At 52.3% G+C, this 15,392-nt stretch carries 13 protein-coding genes and 1 tRNA gene; all 14 read left to right on the top strand.

Annotated elements, in window-relative coordinates:
* Nucleotides 1-94 (top strand): EF-Tu C-terminal domain-related protein (locus HNQ59_RS18415; RefSeq protein WP_081413055.1); only part of this gene is annotated, 94 nt, incomplete at its 5' end.
* A gap of 47 nt (nt 95-141) precedes the next feature.
* Nucleotides 142-217 (top strand) — tRNA-Trp (locus tag HNQ59_RS18420).
* Nucleotides 218-288: 71 nt separating this feature from the next.
* Nucleotides 289-645: a preprotein translocase subunit SecE gene (gene secE, locus HNQ59_RS18425; protein ID WP_184041867.1), complete on the top strand. Its 357-nt coding sequence runs from the start codon at nt 289-291 to the stop codon at nt 643-645.
* Entirely contained in the window at nt 645-1,178 is a 534-nt protein-coding gene (gene nusG, locus HNQ59_RS18430) for a transcription termination/antitermination protein NusG (RefSeq protein ID WP_184041868.1), read from the top strand. Before secE ends, nusG begins: the two co-directional genes overlap by 1 nt.
* A gap of 92 nt (nt 1,179-1,270) precedes the next feature.
* Nucleotides 1,271-1,702 (top strand): 50S ribosomal protein L11, encoded by a 432-nt coding sequence (gene rplK, locus HNQ59_RS18435; protein WP_184041869.1) that lies wholly within the window; start codon nt 1,271-1,273, stop codon nt 1,700-1,702.
* Nucleotides 1,703-2,398, top strand: coding sequence for a 50S ribosomal protein L1 (rplA, locus tag HNQ59_RS18440; protein WP_184041870.1), 696 nt, complete (start codon nt 1,703-1,705; stop codon nt 2,396-2,398). It abuts the gene before it with no gap.
* Between the two features lie 265 nt (nt 2,399-2,663).
* A complete protein-coding gene (rplJ, locus tag HNQ59_RS18445) occupies nt 2,664-3,161 on the top strand; it encodes a 50S ribosomal protein L10 (protein ID WP_184041871.1) in 498 nt (165 codons plus the stop codon).
* A gap of 42 nt (nt 3,162-3,203) precedes the next feature.
* Nucleotides 3,204-3,572, top strand: a complete 369-nt coding sequence (gene rplL / locus HNQ59_RS18450) for a 50S ribosomal protein L7/L12 (protein ID WP_184041872.1) — start codon at nt 3,204-3,206, stop codon at nt 3,570-3,572.
* A gap of 134 nt (nt 3,573-3,706) precedes the next feature.
* Complete coding sequence (gene rpoB, locus HNQ59_RS18455) at nt 3,707-7,777, top strand: DNA-directed RNA polymerase subunit beta (protein WP_184041873.1); 4,071 nt, start codon at nt 3,707-3,709, stop codon at nt 7,775-7,777.
* A gap of 55 nt (nt 7,778-7,832) precedes the next feature.
* Entirely contained in the window at nt 7,833-12,011 is a 4,179-nt protein-coding gene (rpoC, locus tag HNQ59_RS18460; RefSeq protein ID WP_184041874.1) for a DNA-directed RNA polymerase subunit beta', read from the top strand.
* Nucleotides 12,012-12,175: 164 nt separating this feature from the next.
* Complete coding sequence (gene rpsL / locus HNQ59_RS18465) at nt 12,176-12,550, top strand: 30S ribosomal protein S12 (RefSeq protein ID WP_137940215.1); 375 nt, start codon at nt 12,176-12,178, stop codon at nt 12,548-12,550.
* A gap of 111 nt (nt 12,551-12,661) precedes the next feature.
* Entirely contained in the window at nt 12,662-13,132 is a 471-nt protein-coding gene (gene rpsG, locus HNQ59_RS18470; RefSeq protein ID WP_184041875.1) for a 30S ribosomal protein S7, read from the top strand.
* 32 nt (nt 13,133-13,164) lie between these two features.
* Nucleotides 13,165-15,261 carry an elongation factor G gene (fusA, locus tag HNQ59_RS18475; protein ID WP_184041876.1) on the top strand — a complete coding sequence of 699 codons (2,097 nt, stop codon included), beginning with the start codon at nt 13,165-13,167 and terminating at the stop codon, nt 15,259-15,261.
* Between the two features lie 21 nt (nt 15,262-15,282).
* Nucleotides 15,283-15,392, top strand: a 110-nt coding sequence (locus HNQ59_RS18480) for a GTP-binding protein (protein WP_230642393.1), incomplete at its 3' end; no start/stop codon positions are given.

Genomic DNA, 15,392 nt, shown 5'->3' on the forward strand with positions numbered 1-15,392 from the left:
CGCGCCGATTGCGATGGAGCAAGGTTTGCGCTTCGCGATCCGTGAAGGTGGTCGTACTGTCGGTGCTGGCGTCGTCGCCAAGATCATCGAGTAATAAAGTTGCAGTGAAGGGCGGCTTGTGTATAATGCCGCTTCTCTCGTAGGCGAGTAGCTCAATTGGCAGAGCACCGGTCTCCAAAACCGGGGGTTGGGGGTTCGAGACCCTCCTCGCCTGCCACATAATGCCATCCGGCGGTGCCGGATGGCTTTGCACGCTTAGGCGGTTCTTGGCGTAAGATTCCGGAAAACATGGAAGTTCAAGACAGAATTAAAATTGCCGCGGCATTTGCCTTTTTGGTGCTGGGTATCGTTGGCTACTACCTGCTTGGTTCTGCATCAGGTGCATTAGGTGTGCTATCTGTTGTTGCTGGTGTCTTGTTGGCTGGTGCTGTTGCGCTGATGAGTTCGCCTGGCAAGGGCTTTGTCGAGTTTGCCAAAGAGGCGGTTGCGGAGGTCAAAAAGGTTGTATGGCCGACGCGCAAAGAGACTATCCAGCTGACAATGCTGGTTTTTGGCTTTGTGGTAGCGCTGGCGATCTTTATGTGGATTGTAGATGGTGCTTTGGCGTGGTTGTTTTATGACTTGTTCTTGGGGCGGGGCAAATAATGTCTAAGCGTTGGTATGTGGTTCATGCCTACTCTGGCTTCGAGAAGAGTGTTCAGCGCGCATTGCGTGAACGTATTGATCGATCTGGCATGGCGGATATGTTCGGTCAAATTCTCGTTCCGGTGGAAGAGGTAATGGAAGTCCGCTCTGGTCGGAAGAGCGTAGCGGAGCGAAAGTTTTTTCCTGGCTATGTGCTGGTTGAGATGGTGATGACCGATGAGACTTGGCATTTGGTGAAGAGTACGCCAAAGGTGACGGGTTTTGTCGGTGGGTCTGGTATGAAGCCAACGCCTATCACACAAAAAGAGGTGGATGCTCTCATGCAGCAGATGCAAGAGGGCGTTGAAAAGCCTAAGCCGAAGATTCAGTTTGAAATTGGCCAGTCTGTTCGTGTGACTGAGGGGCCTTTCACTGATTTTAATGGCACGGTAGAGCATGTTGATTACGACAAGAATAAGCTGCGCGTTTCTGTCGCGATTTTCGGGCGGCCCACCCCTGTGGAATTGGAATTCGGTCAAGTCGAAAAGCTTTGATTTGACATTGCTCGTTGGTTGAGTAGACCGGCGTGTTTTAACGGGGAGCAGAGGTAATCTCTGCGTTTAACCCATGTTGAGGAGTGATTAAAGTGGCTAAGAAAATCATCGGCTACATTAAGCTGCAGGTTCCTGCAGGTAAGGCGAATCCTTCGCCCCCGATTGGCCCGGCGCTGGGTCAGCGTGGTTTGAATATTATGGAATTCTGTAAGGCATTTAATGCTCAAACTCAAGGTATTGAGCCAGGTTTGCCAATTCCTGTTGTGATCACTGCTTTTGCGGATAAGAGCTTCACGTTCATCATGAAGACTCCGCCTGCGTCTATTCTCATTAAGAAGGCGGCAGGTGTACAAAAAGGTAGTTCAAAGCCTCATACCGATAAGGTTGGCAAGTTGAATCGCGCTCAGCTTGAAGAAATTGCCAAAACCAAGCAGCCTGACCTGACTGCTGCGGATATGGATGCGGCGGTTCGCACCATCGCTGGATCCGCACGTAGTATGGGTATTGAAGTGGAGGGCGTGTAAATGGCTAAGGTTTCTAAGCGTGCTCAGTTGTTGAAGGCTAAAGTGGATCGCAACAAGTTTTATGCGATTGATGAGGCCATCTCATTGGCAAAAGAGACTGCAACTGCAAAGTTTGATGAGTCGATTGATGTTGCGTTCAATCTAGGTGTGGATGCGCGTAAATCTGATCAGGTGGTGCGTGGCTCGGTTGTGTTGCCTCGTGGTACTGGTAAGACTGTCCGCGTGGCAGTTTTCTGCCAGGGCGCTGCGGTGGAAGCTGCTAAAGCAGCAGGCGCAGATATTGTTGGTTTCGATGATCTGGCAGATCAAATCAAGGGTGGTATGATGGACTTTGATGTTGTCATTGCCAGCCCAGATGCTATGCGCATTGTCGGTCAATTGGGTCAGATTCTGGGTCCCCGTGGCTTGATGCCTAACCCTAAGGTGGGTACGGTTACTCCGAATGTCGCGGAGGCGGTGAAGAATGCCAAGGCTGGTCAGGTTCAGTACCGTACCGACAAAGCTGGTATTGTAATGTGCACCATTGGCCGTGCGTCTTTTGATGCGGGTGCATTGCGCGAGAATTTCAATGCGCTGGTTGATGCCTTGCAAAAGGCAAAGCCCGCTAGTTCGAAGGGTGTATATCTGCGTAAAATCGCGGTTTCCAGTACTATGGGTATTGGTGTCCGTGTTGATACGGCCAGTTTGGTTGCTTAAGTAGTAATTGAAGCGCGATTCGGCTCGGCTGTATCGCGCTTTTTGACTTTGGGCTGTCTTGTTTTGGCAGGGCGGATTGTCAAAGACCGTAGGAGCGTCAAGCTTAATCAGAAGTATCTGTCCTACGCAGACGGTGTACCCGGAAGCAGGTTTCAATCTTATTCACGATTTTTCGTGATGTCTGATGTTCTCCTGATCAGGTCGCCGTGTCTAGAGCGCGGAAAGCTGGTTTCAGCTATCCGAATTTAACTGTAGGAGGTGGACCTTGAGTCTCAATCTTGAAGATAAAAAGGCGGTCGTAGCTGATGTGTCGGCAGTTGTTGCCAATGCCCAGACTATTGTTATCGCTGAATATCGGGGCATCGAGGTTAGCAGCATGACCAAGTTGCGCGCTAAGGCGCGCGAGCAAGGCGTGTACCTGCGTGTTCTAAAGAATACGCTGGCGCGCCGTGCGGTTGCGGATACCTCGTTTGCCGGTTTGGCTGACCAAATGGTTGGCCCGCTGGTTTACGGTATCTCTGAAGACCCGGTCGCTGCAGCCAAAGTGTTGCACGATTTTGCAAAAACGGATGACAAGATCGTCATTAAGGCTGGCGCATACGATGGCAAGGTAATGTCTACTGCTGAAGTTGCAGCATTGGCATCGATCCCAAGCCGCGAAGAGTTGCTGTCTAAGCTGCTGTTCGTTATGCAGGCACCTGTATCCGGTTTTGCTCGCGCGATGGCCGCTCTGGCCGAGAAAAAGCAAGCAGAAGCTGCTTAATCGCATATCTTTTAAAGAACAAAGTTTCAGGAGTTTTTACAAATGGCTATTACCAAAGACGATATCCTCGAAGCCGTTGGCGCGATGTCTGTTATGGAACTGAACGACTTGGTTAAGGCGTTCGAAGAGAAGTTTGGTGTTTCTGCTGCTGCCGTAGCTGTCGCTGGCCCTGCTGCTGGCCCTGCTGTTGTAGAAGAGAAGACTGAATTCGACGTGATTCTGACCGCTGCTGGCGACAACAAGGTTGGCGTGATCAAGGTTGTACGTGCAGTTACCGGTCTGGGTCTGAAAGAAGCTAAAGATCTGGTTGACGGCGCACCGAAGACTGTTAAGGAAGGCGCGAACAAGGCTGATGCTGAATCGATCAAGAAACAGCTGGAAGAGGCTGGCGCAAAGGTCGAAATCAAGTAATAGGCTTGATTGCAAGGCTGGGCTGGCGCCTGAGGCGCCGGCCTGTCGTCATTTGTAGAGCATAAAAGTCAATAGGCTGTCTTTAGCCTGTTTGCTTTTGTGTTTTAGCGCACCCAACTCGATGGAGTTACCTAATGAGCTATTCGTTCACCGAGAAAAAACGCATTCGTAAGAGTTTCGCGAAGCGGGAAAATGTGTTGGAGGTACCTTACCTTCTCGCCACCCAGATCGAGTCCTACGCGCAATTCTTGCAAACGGGCGTCCCGGTTGAAGCACGTAAAAACGTGGGCCTGCAAGCCGCATTCCAGTCCGTGTTCCCGATTGCTAGTCACTCGGGCAATGCTCGTTTGGACTTTGTACATTATTTGATGGGCGATCCGGTGTTTGATGTACCGGAATGCCAGCAGCGCGGCATTACCTTTGCTGCTCCCTTGCGCGCCAAGGTGCGCCTGACCATCCTTGACCGTGAAACGCAGAAGGTCAAGGAAGTCAAGGAGCAGGAAGTGTACATGGGTGAAATCCCGCTGATGACAACAACGGGTTCATTCGTCATCAATGGCACTGAGCGTGTGATTGTTTCCCAGCTGCATCGCTCGCCTGGCGTCTTTTTTGAACATGATCGTGGTAAGACCCACAGCTCCGGCAAGCTGTTGTTTTCCGCCCGCATCATTCCATACCGCGGTTCTTGGTTGGATTTCGAATTTGATCCAAAAGATTATCTGTACTTCCGTATTGACCGCCGCCGCAAGATGCCAGTCAGCATCCTGCTGAAGGCCCTGGGATATACACCGGAGCAGATTCTGGCGGAATTCTTCCAGTTTGACGCGTTCCATCTTGGGAATGGTGTTGAGATGGAACTTGTCCCGGAGCGCTTGAAGGGCGAGATTGCCAAGTTTGACATCGTAACGGAAGATGGTAAGACCATCGTTCAGAAAGACAAACGCGTTACGGCAAAACACATTCGCGATATCCAGACAGTTGGCTTGACCCGTATTCTGGTTCCGCATGATTTCATGGTTGGCCGGGTGTTGGCGACCAATATCGTTCATGGCGAGACTGGTGAGCTGATTGCGCGCGCCAATGATGAAATCACTGAGGATATGCTGGTCAAGTTTGACCGGGCCGGCGTCAAACAGGTCCAGGTGATCTATACAAATGATCTGGATGTGGGTGCATACATCTCTCAGACGCTGCGTACAGACGAAACCGTCGATCAGAATCAAGCGCGTATTGCCATCTATCGCATGATGCGCCCAGGCGAGCCGCCAACCGAAGAAGCGGTTGAAGCACTGTTCCAAGGTCTGTTCTTCAGCGAAGACCGGTACGACCTGTCGGCGGTTGGTCGGATGAAGTTCAATCGCCGAATTGGGCGTGATGAGCTGTTAGGCTCTGGAACCTTATCTAATGAAGATATCGTTGCGGTTATCAAGATTTTGGTTGAGCTGCGTAACGGTCGCGGTGAAATTGATGACATCGATCACCTGGGTAACCGCCGTGTGCGCTCTGTGGGCGAATTGGCTGAGAACCAGTTCCGTGCCGGGTTGGTGCGGGTTGAGCGTGCGGTCAAGGAACGCTTATCTCAAGCGGAATCCGATAACCTGATGCCACATGACCTGATCAATGCAAAACCGGTTTCTGCCGCGATCAAGGAGTTCTTCGGGTCGAGCCAGCTATCGCAGTTTATGGATCAGACCAACCCGCTGTCGGAAATTACCCATAAGCGCCGGGTTTCTGCACTCGGGCCGGGTGGTTTGACGCGTGAGCGTGCCGGCTTTGAAGTCCGTGACGTGCACCCAACTCACTATGGTCGTGTGTGCCCTATTGAAACGCCGGAAGGCCCGAACATCGGGTTGATCAACTCCTTGGCGATTTACGCGCGTACCAATGAATACGGCTTTCTTGAAACGCCTTATCGTAAGGTGATTGATAGCAAAGTCACCGACCAGATCGAGTATCTGTCCGCGATTGAAGAGGGACGTTATGTCGTCGCCCAGGCGAATGCAACGTTGGATGAGGAAGGTCGCCTGATCGATGAGCTGGTGACTTGCCGCCACCGTGGTGAAACGACGGTTTCCACGCCGGATCGTATCCAATACATGGATATTGCGCCTTCGCAGATCGTGTCGGTAGCAGCATCTCTGATTCCGTTCCTGGAGCATGACGATGCGAACCGCGCATTGATGGGTGCCAACATGCAACGCCAGGCAGTGCCATGTCTGCGTGCGGAGAAGCCTTTCGTTGGAACCGGCATCGAGCGTACTTGTGCCGTTGACTCCGGAACAGCCGTCAAGGCTTTGCGTGGTGGGCTGGTGGATTATGTCGACGCCAACCGGGTGGTGATCCGTGTCAACGATGACGAGACTAGTGCGGGCGAAGTGGGTGTGGATATCTATAACCTCACCAAATACACTCGCAGTAACCAGAACACCAATATCAACCAGCGCCCGATCGTCAAGGTTGGTGATCGTCTTGCCAAGAATGACGTCATTGCAGACGGTGCTTCAACTGATTTGGGTGAGCTGGCGCTGGGTCAGAACATGTTCGTGGCCTTTATGCCATGGAACGGTTACAACTTCGAGGATTCGATTCTGATCTCGGAGCGGGTTGTTGCGGAAGACCGTTATACCTCGATCCACATTGAAGAGTTGTCTGTCGTAGCGCGTGACACCAAGCTCGGGCCGGAAGAAATCACTCGTGATATCTCCAATCTGAGCGAGCGCATGCTTGGTCGCCTTGATGAGGCTGGTATTGTCTATATCGGCGCAGAGGTGGAGGCAGGCGATGTCTTGGTTGGTAAAGTGACACCGAAGGGTGAAACGCAGCTGACGCCTGAAGAAAAGCTGCTCCGCGCCATCTTTGGTGAGAAAGCATCTGATGTCAAAGATACGTCCTTGCGTGTGCCGACTGGCATGAGCGGAACGGTCATCGATGTTCAGGTCTTTACCCGCGAAGGGATCGAGCGTGACAGCCGTGCTCAGCAGATCATTGATGACCATCTGAAGCGCTATAAGAAGGATTTGGCAGACCAGTTCCGTATCGTTGAGAACGACGCGTTTGACCGTATTGAAAAGCTGATTCTGGGTAAAGTGGTAAACGGTGGGCCGAAGCGGATCGTCAAGGGCACTGAGCTGACCAAGGAATACCTGGATTCCATCCCTCGGCATGACTGGTTCGATATTCGTCTGTCAGACGAGGATGCCGCACGTCAGCTGGAGCTGGCTAAGGCAAGCTTGGATCAACTACGCCTGGATTTTGACGACCGCTTTGAAGAGAAGCGTAAGAAACTGACCCAGGGTGACGAATTGCCACCCGGCGTGCAGAAGATGGTCAAGGTCTATCTTGCAGTCAAGCGCCGCCTGCAACCAGGTGACAAGATGGCGGGTCGCCACGGTAACAAGGGTGTTGTATCGAAGATCGTGCCGGTTGAAGACATGCCTTACATGGCAGATGGTACGCCGATGGACATCGTATTGAACCCACTTGGCGTACCTTCGCGGATGAACATCGGTCAGATTCTTGAAGTGCATCTGGGCTGGGCGGCAAAGGGTCTGGGCAACAAGATCAACAAGATGTTGAAAGATCAGCGCGGCCTGCAGGTTGCGGAGATGCGCTCTTTCCTTGAAAAGGTGTACAACACATCAGGTCAGAATGAAGATCTGGCAAGTTTCACTGATGATGAAGTAATCGAGCTGGCTCGCAATCTTTCACGTGGCGTTCCATTCGCAACACCAGTATTCGATGGTGCCAAGGAAGCCGAGATCAAGTCCATGTTGCAGCTGGCTGATCTGCCAGAGTCCGGTCAGATCGAATTGCACGATGGACGTACTGGCGAAGCCTTTGATCGTAAAGTCACCGTAGGTTACATGCATGTATTGAAGCTGCATCACTTGGTGGATGACAAGATGCACGCCCGTTCCACAGGCCCGTACTCGCTGGTGACCCAGCAACCATTGGGAGGTAAGGCCCAGTTCGGTGGTCAGCGTTTCGGTGAGATGGAAGTGTGGGCGCTCGAAGCGTACGGTGCGTCTTATACCCTGCAGGAAATGTTGACGGTGAAGTCGGACGATGTAACAGGTCGTACCAAGGTGTATGAAAACATCGTCAAGGGTGAGCACAAGATTGATGCGGGCATGCCGGAGTCTTTCAACGTACTGGTGAAAGAAATCCGTTCGCTCGGTATCGACATCGATCTCGAACGTTACTAAGACTAAGGAATGAAGGGCGGCATACGCCGCCCCAAGGCAATCTCAGGAGTAATTGATGAAAGCATTGCTCGATCTGTTCAAACAGGTGACGCAGGAAGAAGAATTCGATGCAATCCGCATCGGCATTGCCTCGCCGGAAAAAATTCGTTCCTGGTCTTATGGCGAAGTCAAAAAACCGGAAACGATCAATTATCGTACCTTCAAGCCAGAACGTGACGGCTTGTTCTGCGCACGCATCTTTGGCCCGATCAAAGACTATGAATGCCTGTGTGGTAAGTACAAGCGCCTGAAGCATCGTGGTGTGATCTGTGAAAAGTGTGGCGTAGAAGTCACTCTGTCCAAAGTACGCCGTGAGCGCATGGGCCATATTGAGCTGGCTTCACCGGTGGCGCACATCTGGTTTTTGAAATCGTTACCCTCCCGCTTGGGGATGGTATTGGATATGACATTGCGTGATATCGAGCGCGTGTTGTATTTCGAAGCCTATGTCGTGACCGACCCAGGTATGACGCCCCTGCAGCGTGCTCAACTGCTGACAGAAGACGACTACCTCGCCAAGGTCGAAGAGTACGGCGATGAGTTCTCTGCTTCGATGGGTGCCGAAGGCGTCCGTGATCTGCTCTCGACGCTGAACATCGATCAGGAAATGGCACGCCTCAAGCACGAGCTTGAGACCACCGGTTCTGATGCCAAGATCAAGAAAATTGCCAAGCGGCTGAAGGTTCTGGAAGCTTTCCACAAATCTGGCATCAAGCCAGATTGGATGATCATGGAAGTGCTCCCTGTTCTTCCACCAGAGCTGCGCCCATTGGTTCCGCTGGATGGTGGTCGTTTCGCGACATCGGATCTGAATGACCTCTATCGTCGCGTCATCAACCGTAACAACCGGTTGAAGCGTCTGTTGGAGCTCAAAGCACCCGAGATCATCGTCCGCAATGAGAAGCGCATGCTGCAAGAAGCGGTGGATTCGCTGCTGGACAATGGCCGTCGTGGTAAAGCGATGACCGGTGCCAATAAGCGACCGTTGAAATCGCTGGCTGACATGATCAAAGGTAAGGGCGGTCGTTTCCGTCAAAACCTGTTGGGTAAGCGCGTTGACTACTCCGGGCGTTCCGTGATCGTGGTTGGCCCGCAGCTGCGTCTGCATCAGTGTGGTTTGCCGAAAAAGATGGCGTTGGAGTTGTTCAAGCCTTTCATCTTCCACAAATTGGAAGTATTGGGGCTGGCAACCACTATCAAGGCGGCGAAGCGTCTGGTTGAGCAGGAAGTGCCAGAGGTATGGGATATTCTCGAAGAGGTGATCCGTGAGCATCCGGTTCTGCTGAACCGCGCACCTACCTTGCACCGCTTGGGGATTCAGGCATTCGAGCCCGTACTGATCGAAGGTAAAGCCATTCAGCTGCATCCGCTGGTCTGCGCGGCATTTAACGCCGACTTTGACGGTGACCAGATGGCGGTTCACGTTCCATTGTCGCTGGAAGCGCAAATGGAAGCCCGCACATTGATGCTCGCATCAAATAACGTGCTGTCTCCTGCCAACGGTGAACCAATCATCGTGCCATCGCAGGATATCGTATTGGGCCTGTATTACATGACCCGCGAGCGCGTAAATGGCCCAGGTGAGGGAATGCGTTTCTCTGACACGGCTGAGGTCTATCGTGCCTATGAAACCCGTCAGGTTCACCTGAGCACAAAAATCGCGGTACGTATTCGTGAATACGAAGCCATTGGTGATGGTGAATTCGTTGAGAAATTCACCCGCTACGAAACTACTGTTGGCCGCGCATTGCTGTCGGAGATCCTGCCTAAAGGCCTGCCTTTCTCCTTCATCAATAAGGCATTGAAGAAAAAAGAAATCTCGAAACTGATCAACGCGTCGTTCCGTCGTTGCGGCCTACGTGACACCGTGATTTTTGCTGACCAATTGATGTATACCGGGTTCAGCTATGCGACACGTGGCGGTATCTCAATCTGCGTGGATGACATGCAGATCCCAACCGTGAAGCAAGACATTATCTCTGCCGCTGAGAAAGAGGTAAAAGAGATCGAGATGCAATACACCTCCGGTCTGGTGACCCAGGGTGAGCGGTATAACAAGGTCGTCGATATCTGGGGTCGTGCTGGTGACCAAGTCGCCAAGGCGATGATGGAGCAGCTTTCCAAGGAAGACGTGGTTGACCGCGAAGGTAAGACAGTACAACAAGAGTCGTTCAATGCCATCTATATGATGGCGGATTCCGGGGCCCGGGGTTCTGCAGCGCAGATCCGTCAGCTGGCTGGTATGCGGGGCTTGATGGCCAAGCCGGATGGCTCGATCATCGAAACGCCGATTACCGCAAACTTCCGTGAAGGGCTGAACGTACTCCAGTACTTCATTTCCACGCACGGTGCGCGTAAAGGTTTGGCGGATACCGCGTTGAAGACAGCGAACTCAGGTTATCTGACTCGTCGTCTGGTTGACGTGACACAGGATCTGGTCGTCATTGAAGATGACTGCGGCACCAAGAATGGCGTAGCGTTGAAAGCGGTCGTACAGGGTGGTGAAGTGATCGAAGCGCTTCGTGAACGCCTGCTTGGCCGCACGGCTGCAACGGATATCATCAATCCAGACTCTGATGAAACCATGTTTGAAGCCGGCACATTGCTGACAGAAGCCGTGGTGGAGCAGATCGAAGCAGCGGGTATCGATGAAGTCAAAGTTCGCACGCCGTTGACTTGCGAAACGCGATATGGCTTGTGTGCCAAATGCTACGGTCGTGATTTGGGGCGTGGTAAGCTGGTCAACGTCGGCGAGGCGGTAGGCGTCATTGCTGCTCAATCGATCGGTGAGCCAGGTACCCAGCTGACCATGCGTACGTTCCACATCGGTGGTGCGGCATCTCGTGCAGCTGTAGCAAGCCAGATCGAGACCAAATCAAATGGTGTCGTGCGCTTCTCCAGCCAGATGCGTTATGTTACCAATGCGAAGGGTGAGCAGATCGCCATCGCACGCTCGGGTGAAATCGTCATCACCGACGACAATGGCCGCGAGCGTGAGCGCCATAAGGTGCCATACGGTGCCACCTTATTGGCTACTGATGGTGCAGTGGTGAAAGCTGGCCAAGTGCTGGCGACATGGGACCCTCACACTCGTCCGATCATCACCGAATACGCAGGGCGTATCAAATTCGAGAACGTCGAAGAAGGCGTGACCGTTGCGAAGCAGATTGATGACGTGACCGGCTTGTCCACATTGGTGGTGATTGACCCCAAGCGCCGTGCTGGTTCACAGGCGAAAGGCTTGCGCCCCCAAGTCAAACTGCTGGATGCGGTTGGCCAGGAAGTGAAAATCGTTGGCACGGATACGCCAGTCAATATCACCTTCCAGATCGGTTGTATCATCACGGTCAAAGACGGTCAGGACGTTGGTGTCGGTGAGGTGTTGGCGCGTATTCCTCAAGAATCGTCGAAAACACGGGACATTACTGGTGGTCTGCCACGCGTTGCGGAGCTGTTTGAGGCGCGTTCACCGAAGGATGCAGGCATGCTGGCTGATATCACCGGCACGGTTTCCTTCGGTAAGGATACCAAGGGCAAGCAACGCCTGGTGCTGACCGACATGGATGGGGCCGCACACGAGTACCTGATTCCCAAGGAAAAGCACGTTCTGGTGCATGACGGCCAGGTTGTGAACCGCGGTGAATTGATTGTTGATGGTGCCGTTGATCCTCACGATATCCTGCGCCTGCAAGGGATCGAAGCCTTGGCGCGCTATATCGTTGAAGAGGTGCAGGAGGTTTACCGCTTGCAGGGTGTGAAGATCAATGATAAGCACATCGAGGTGATTGTTCGTCAGATGTTGCGTCGTGTTCATATCACCGATTCTGGCGATACCAAGTTCATTACTGGTGAACAGGTCGAGCGCGCAGAGATGCTCGAAGAAAATGATACGATGATGGCTGCGGGCAAGATCCCTGCGCAATACGACAACGTGTTGCTGGGTATTACCAAGGCATCCTTGTCAACAGACTCATTCATCTCCGCAGCATCCTTCCAGGAGACCACACGTGTCTTGACCGAAGCCGCTATCATGGGCAAGCGGGACGACCTGCGCGGCCTCAAGGAAAACGTCATTGTGGGTCGCTTGATTCCAGGTGGCACCGGCTTGGCCTACCACACCAGTCGCCGCAAGCGCGCCCGTGGTGAAGACCAGGGCAGCCGTTCCGATCTGATGGATGCGGCTTTGCATGACTAAGCTTTTGTAATTACAACACTTTGGGGGCGACAGAGCGAAAACTCTGTCGTTTTCCCATTTTCAAGCCTATGATTTGACAGGGTCTTCATAGATCAAATAGAATCTACGGCCTTTATTGTAGTGTGGCGGCAATGTTTGTCGCCTCGTTTTTTTAGGAAGAAGCAATGCCAACCATTAATCAACTTGTTCGTAAGGGCCGCCAAAGCGTGGTTTCGAAGAGCAAGGTTCCCGCGCTGGAAGCTTGCCCTCAGAAACGCGGCGTTTGCACCCGTGTTTATACCACCACTCCGAAGAAGCCGAACTCAGCGCTGCGTAAAGTGTGCAAGGTTCGCTTGACCAACGGTTTCGAAGTGATCTCTTACATCGGTGGTGAAGGCCACAACTTGCAAGAGCACTCGGTAGTGTTGATCCGTGGCGGTCGTGTCAAGGACTTGCCTGGTGTTCGTTATCACACGGTTCGTGGTAGCTTGGATACGGCTGGCGTGAAAGACCGTAAGCAATCACGTTCGAAATACGGTGCGAAGCGCCCCAAGGCGTAACGTAATCTGTGGCAGGTTTGGGCGTAGGCCTGACTGCTGAGTAAGCGGTTGCTCTAATGGGTAACCTTGAGCGAATGGTCGCTCAGCTGAATAAATTTATTGAGGTTTAAAATGCCAAGACGTAGAGAAGTACCTAAACGCGAAATTTTGCCAGATCCTAAGTTTGGTAATGTTGAGCTGGCAAAATTCATGAACGTTGTCATGCTGGATGGTAAGAAATCCGTTGCTGAAAACATCGTTTATGGAGCGCTCGAACAAATCGAGAAGAAATCGGGCAAAGATCCTGTTGCTGTATTCAGTCAAGCGCTGGGCAACGTGAAGCCTGTTGTAGAAGTAAAGAGCCGTCGCGTGGGTGGTGCTAACTATCAGGTGCCGGTTGAAGTTCGTCCGGCTCGTCGGATGGCATTGGCTATGCGTTGGTTGCGTGAAGCTGCTCGCAAGCGTGGTGAGAAGTCTATGGCATTGCGTCTCGCCGGCGAATTGTTGGATGCAGCGGAAGGTCGCGGTGGTGCTATGAAGAAACGCGACGAAGTGCACCGCATGGCGGAAGCGAACAAGGCATTCTCGCATTATCGCTTCTAAGTTCTTTGATTACTGCTTAAAAGGTTTTAGCTGTGGCACGTAAAACTCCCATCGAGCGCTACCGTAATATCGGTATTAGCGCTCACATTGACGCCGGTAAGACAACCACGACCGAGCGTATTCTGTTCTACACCGGTGTGAACCATAAGATCGGTGAAGTGCATGACGGCGCGGCCACCATGGACTGGATGGAGCAGGAGCAAGAGCGTGGTATTACCATTACTTCTGCTGCTACCACTACTTTCTGGAAAGGCATGGGGATGCAGTTCCCCGAGCACCGTATCAACATCATTGATACCCCAGGCCACGTAGACTTTACAATTGAAGTTGAGCGCTCCATGCGCGTCTTGGATGGCGCCTGCATGGTTTACTGTGCCGTGGGTGGTGTACAGCCACAGTCTGAAACCGTTTGGCGTCAGGCTAATAAATATCGCGTACCTCGCTTGGCTTTTGTAAACAAGATGGATCGCCAAGGCGCCAACTTCTTCCGTGTTGTTGAGCAGATGAAGCTGCGCTTAAAGGCTAATCCTGTGCCGATCGTCATTCCGATTGGTGCGGAAGATAGCTTTGCTGGCGTAGTCGACCTGCTTAAGATGAAGGCTATCCTGTGGGATGAGGCTTCGCAGGGCATGAAGTTCGACTATGTTGATATCCCTGCCGAGTTGCAAGCAATTGCAGAGGAATGGCGCGAGAAGATGGTTGAAGCGGCAGCAGAGGCCAACGAAGACATGATGAACAAGTACCTGGAAGAGGGTACGCTTTCTGAAGAAGAAATCATCAGCGGTCTGCGTACGCGCACCATCAATTGCGAGATCCAGCCGATGTTGTGTGGTACAGCGTTCAAGAATAAGGGCGTTCAACGTATGTTGGATGCTGTTATTGAATTGCTGCCTTCACCGGTTGATATTCCTGCAGTTAAGGGCACGGATGAAAAAGAGCAAGAGGTTGAGCGTCAAGCTTCGGATGAGGCGCCTTTCTCCGCTTTGGCCTTTAAGTTGATGAACGATCCATACGTTGGTCAGCTTACCTTCTTCCGCGTCTATTCTGGTGTGGTAACGTCTGGCGATACCGTCTACAACTCTGTTAAGAGTAAGAAAGAGCGCGTTGGGCGTATCGTGCAAATGCACGCAAACCAGCGTGAAGAGATTGAAGAGGTTCGCGCGGGCGACATCGCCGCTGCAATCGGCCTGAAAGAAGTCACCACAGGCGATACATTGTGCTCGATTGATAATGTAGTGACCCTGGAGCGCATGGAGTTCCCGGATCCTGTTATCCACGTTGCTGTTGAGCCCAAGACCAAGGCTGACCAAGAGAAAATGGGTTTGGCGTTGGGTCGTCTTGCTCGTGAAGATCCCTCTTTCCGTGTGCGTACCGACGAAGAGTCTGGCCAGACAATTATCTCGGGTATGGGTGAGTTGCACCTTGAGATCATTGTTGATCGCATGAAGCGTGAATTCGGTGTCGAGGCAAACGTTGGTGCTCCTCAGGTTGCGTACCGTGAAACTATCCGTAAGTCGATTGAGATTGAGGGTAAGCATGTCAAGCAATCCGGTGGTAAGGGTCAATATGGTCACGTCATTCTGATTCTGGAGCCGCAGCCTGAAGGCGGTGGTTACGAATTCGCCGACGAGATCAAGGGTGGGGTTATTCCTCGTGAATTCATCCCCTCTGTTGACAAGGGCATTCGCGATACATTGAATAGTGGTGTATTGGCTGGATATCCTGTCGTTGATGTTAAGGCACGCCTGATTTTCGGTTCGTACCACGATGTTGACTCGTCTCAGTTGGCATTTGAATTGGCTGCGTCGATGGCATTTAAAGATGGTATGCGCAAGGCAAATCCGGTGCTGCTGGAGCCAATGATGGCCGTTGAAGTCGAAACGCCTGAAGAATACATGGGCGACATCATGGGCGATCTGTCTTCTCGTCGCGGCATTGTCCAGGGCATGGACGATAACCCGGCTGGTGGCAAAATGATCAAGGCAGAAGTGCCTTTGGCTGCGATGTTTGGATATTCGACGACGCTGCGTTCGATGTCCCAGGGCCGTGCAACGTACTCCATGGAGTTCAAGCATTACTCTGAGGCGCCCAAGAATGTGGCAGAGGCTGTCATTGACAGCAAGAAATAATTGAATTGTAAGGATTAAGAAATGGCTAAGGAAAAGTTCGAGCGGACGAAGCCGCACGTAAACGTAGGCACGATTGGTCACGTTGACCACGGCAAGACAACGCTGACAGCTGCGATCACCACGATTCTGTC

The sequence above is a fragment of the Chitinivorax tropicus genome (assembly GCF_014202905.1).
GTDB lineage: Bacteria > Pseudomonadota > Gammaproteobacteria > Burkholderiales > SCOH01 > Chitinivorax > Chitinivorax tropicus.

Excerpts from the sequence above, each read along its gene's own strand:
- secE (WP_184041867.1), top strand. The coding sequence starts at position 289 with ATGGAAGTTCAAGACAGAATTAAAATTGCCGCGGCATTTGCCTTTTTG.
- nusG (WP_184041868.1), top strand. The coding sequence starts at position 645 with ATGTCTAAGCGTTGGTATGTGGTTCATGCCTACTCTGGCTTCGAGAAG.
- rplA (WP_184041870.1), top strand. The coding sequence starts at position 1,703 with ATGGCTAAGGTTTCTAAGCGTGCTCAGTTGTTGAAGGCTAAAGTGGAT.
- rplL (WP_184041872.1), top strand. The coding sequence starts at position 3,204 with ATGGCTATTACCAAAGACGATATCCTCGAAGCCGTTGGCGCGATGTCT.
- rpoB (WP_184041873.1), top strand. The coding sequence starts at position 3,707 with ATGAGCTATTCGTTCACCGAGAAAAAACGCATTCGTAAGAGTTTCGCG.
- rpoC (WP_184041874.1), top strand. The coding sequence starts at position 7,833 with ATGAAAGCATTGCTCGATCTGTTCAAACAGGTGACGCAGGAAGAAGAA.
- rpsL (WP_137940215.1), top strand. The coding sequence starts at position 12,176 with ATGCCAACCATTAATCAACTTGTTCGTAAGGGCCGCCAAAGCGTGGTT.
- rpsG (WP_184041875.1), top strand. The coding sequence starts at position 12,662 with ATGCCAAGACGTAGAGAAGTACCTAAACGCGAAATTTTGCCAGATCCT.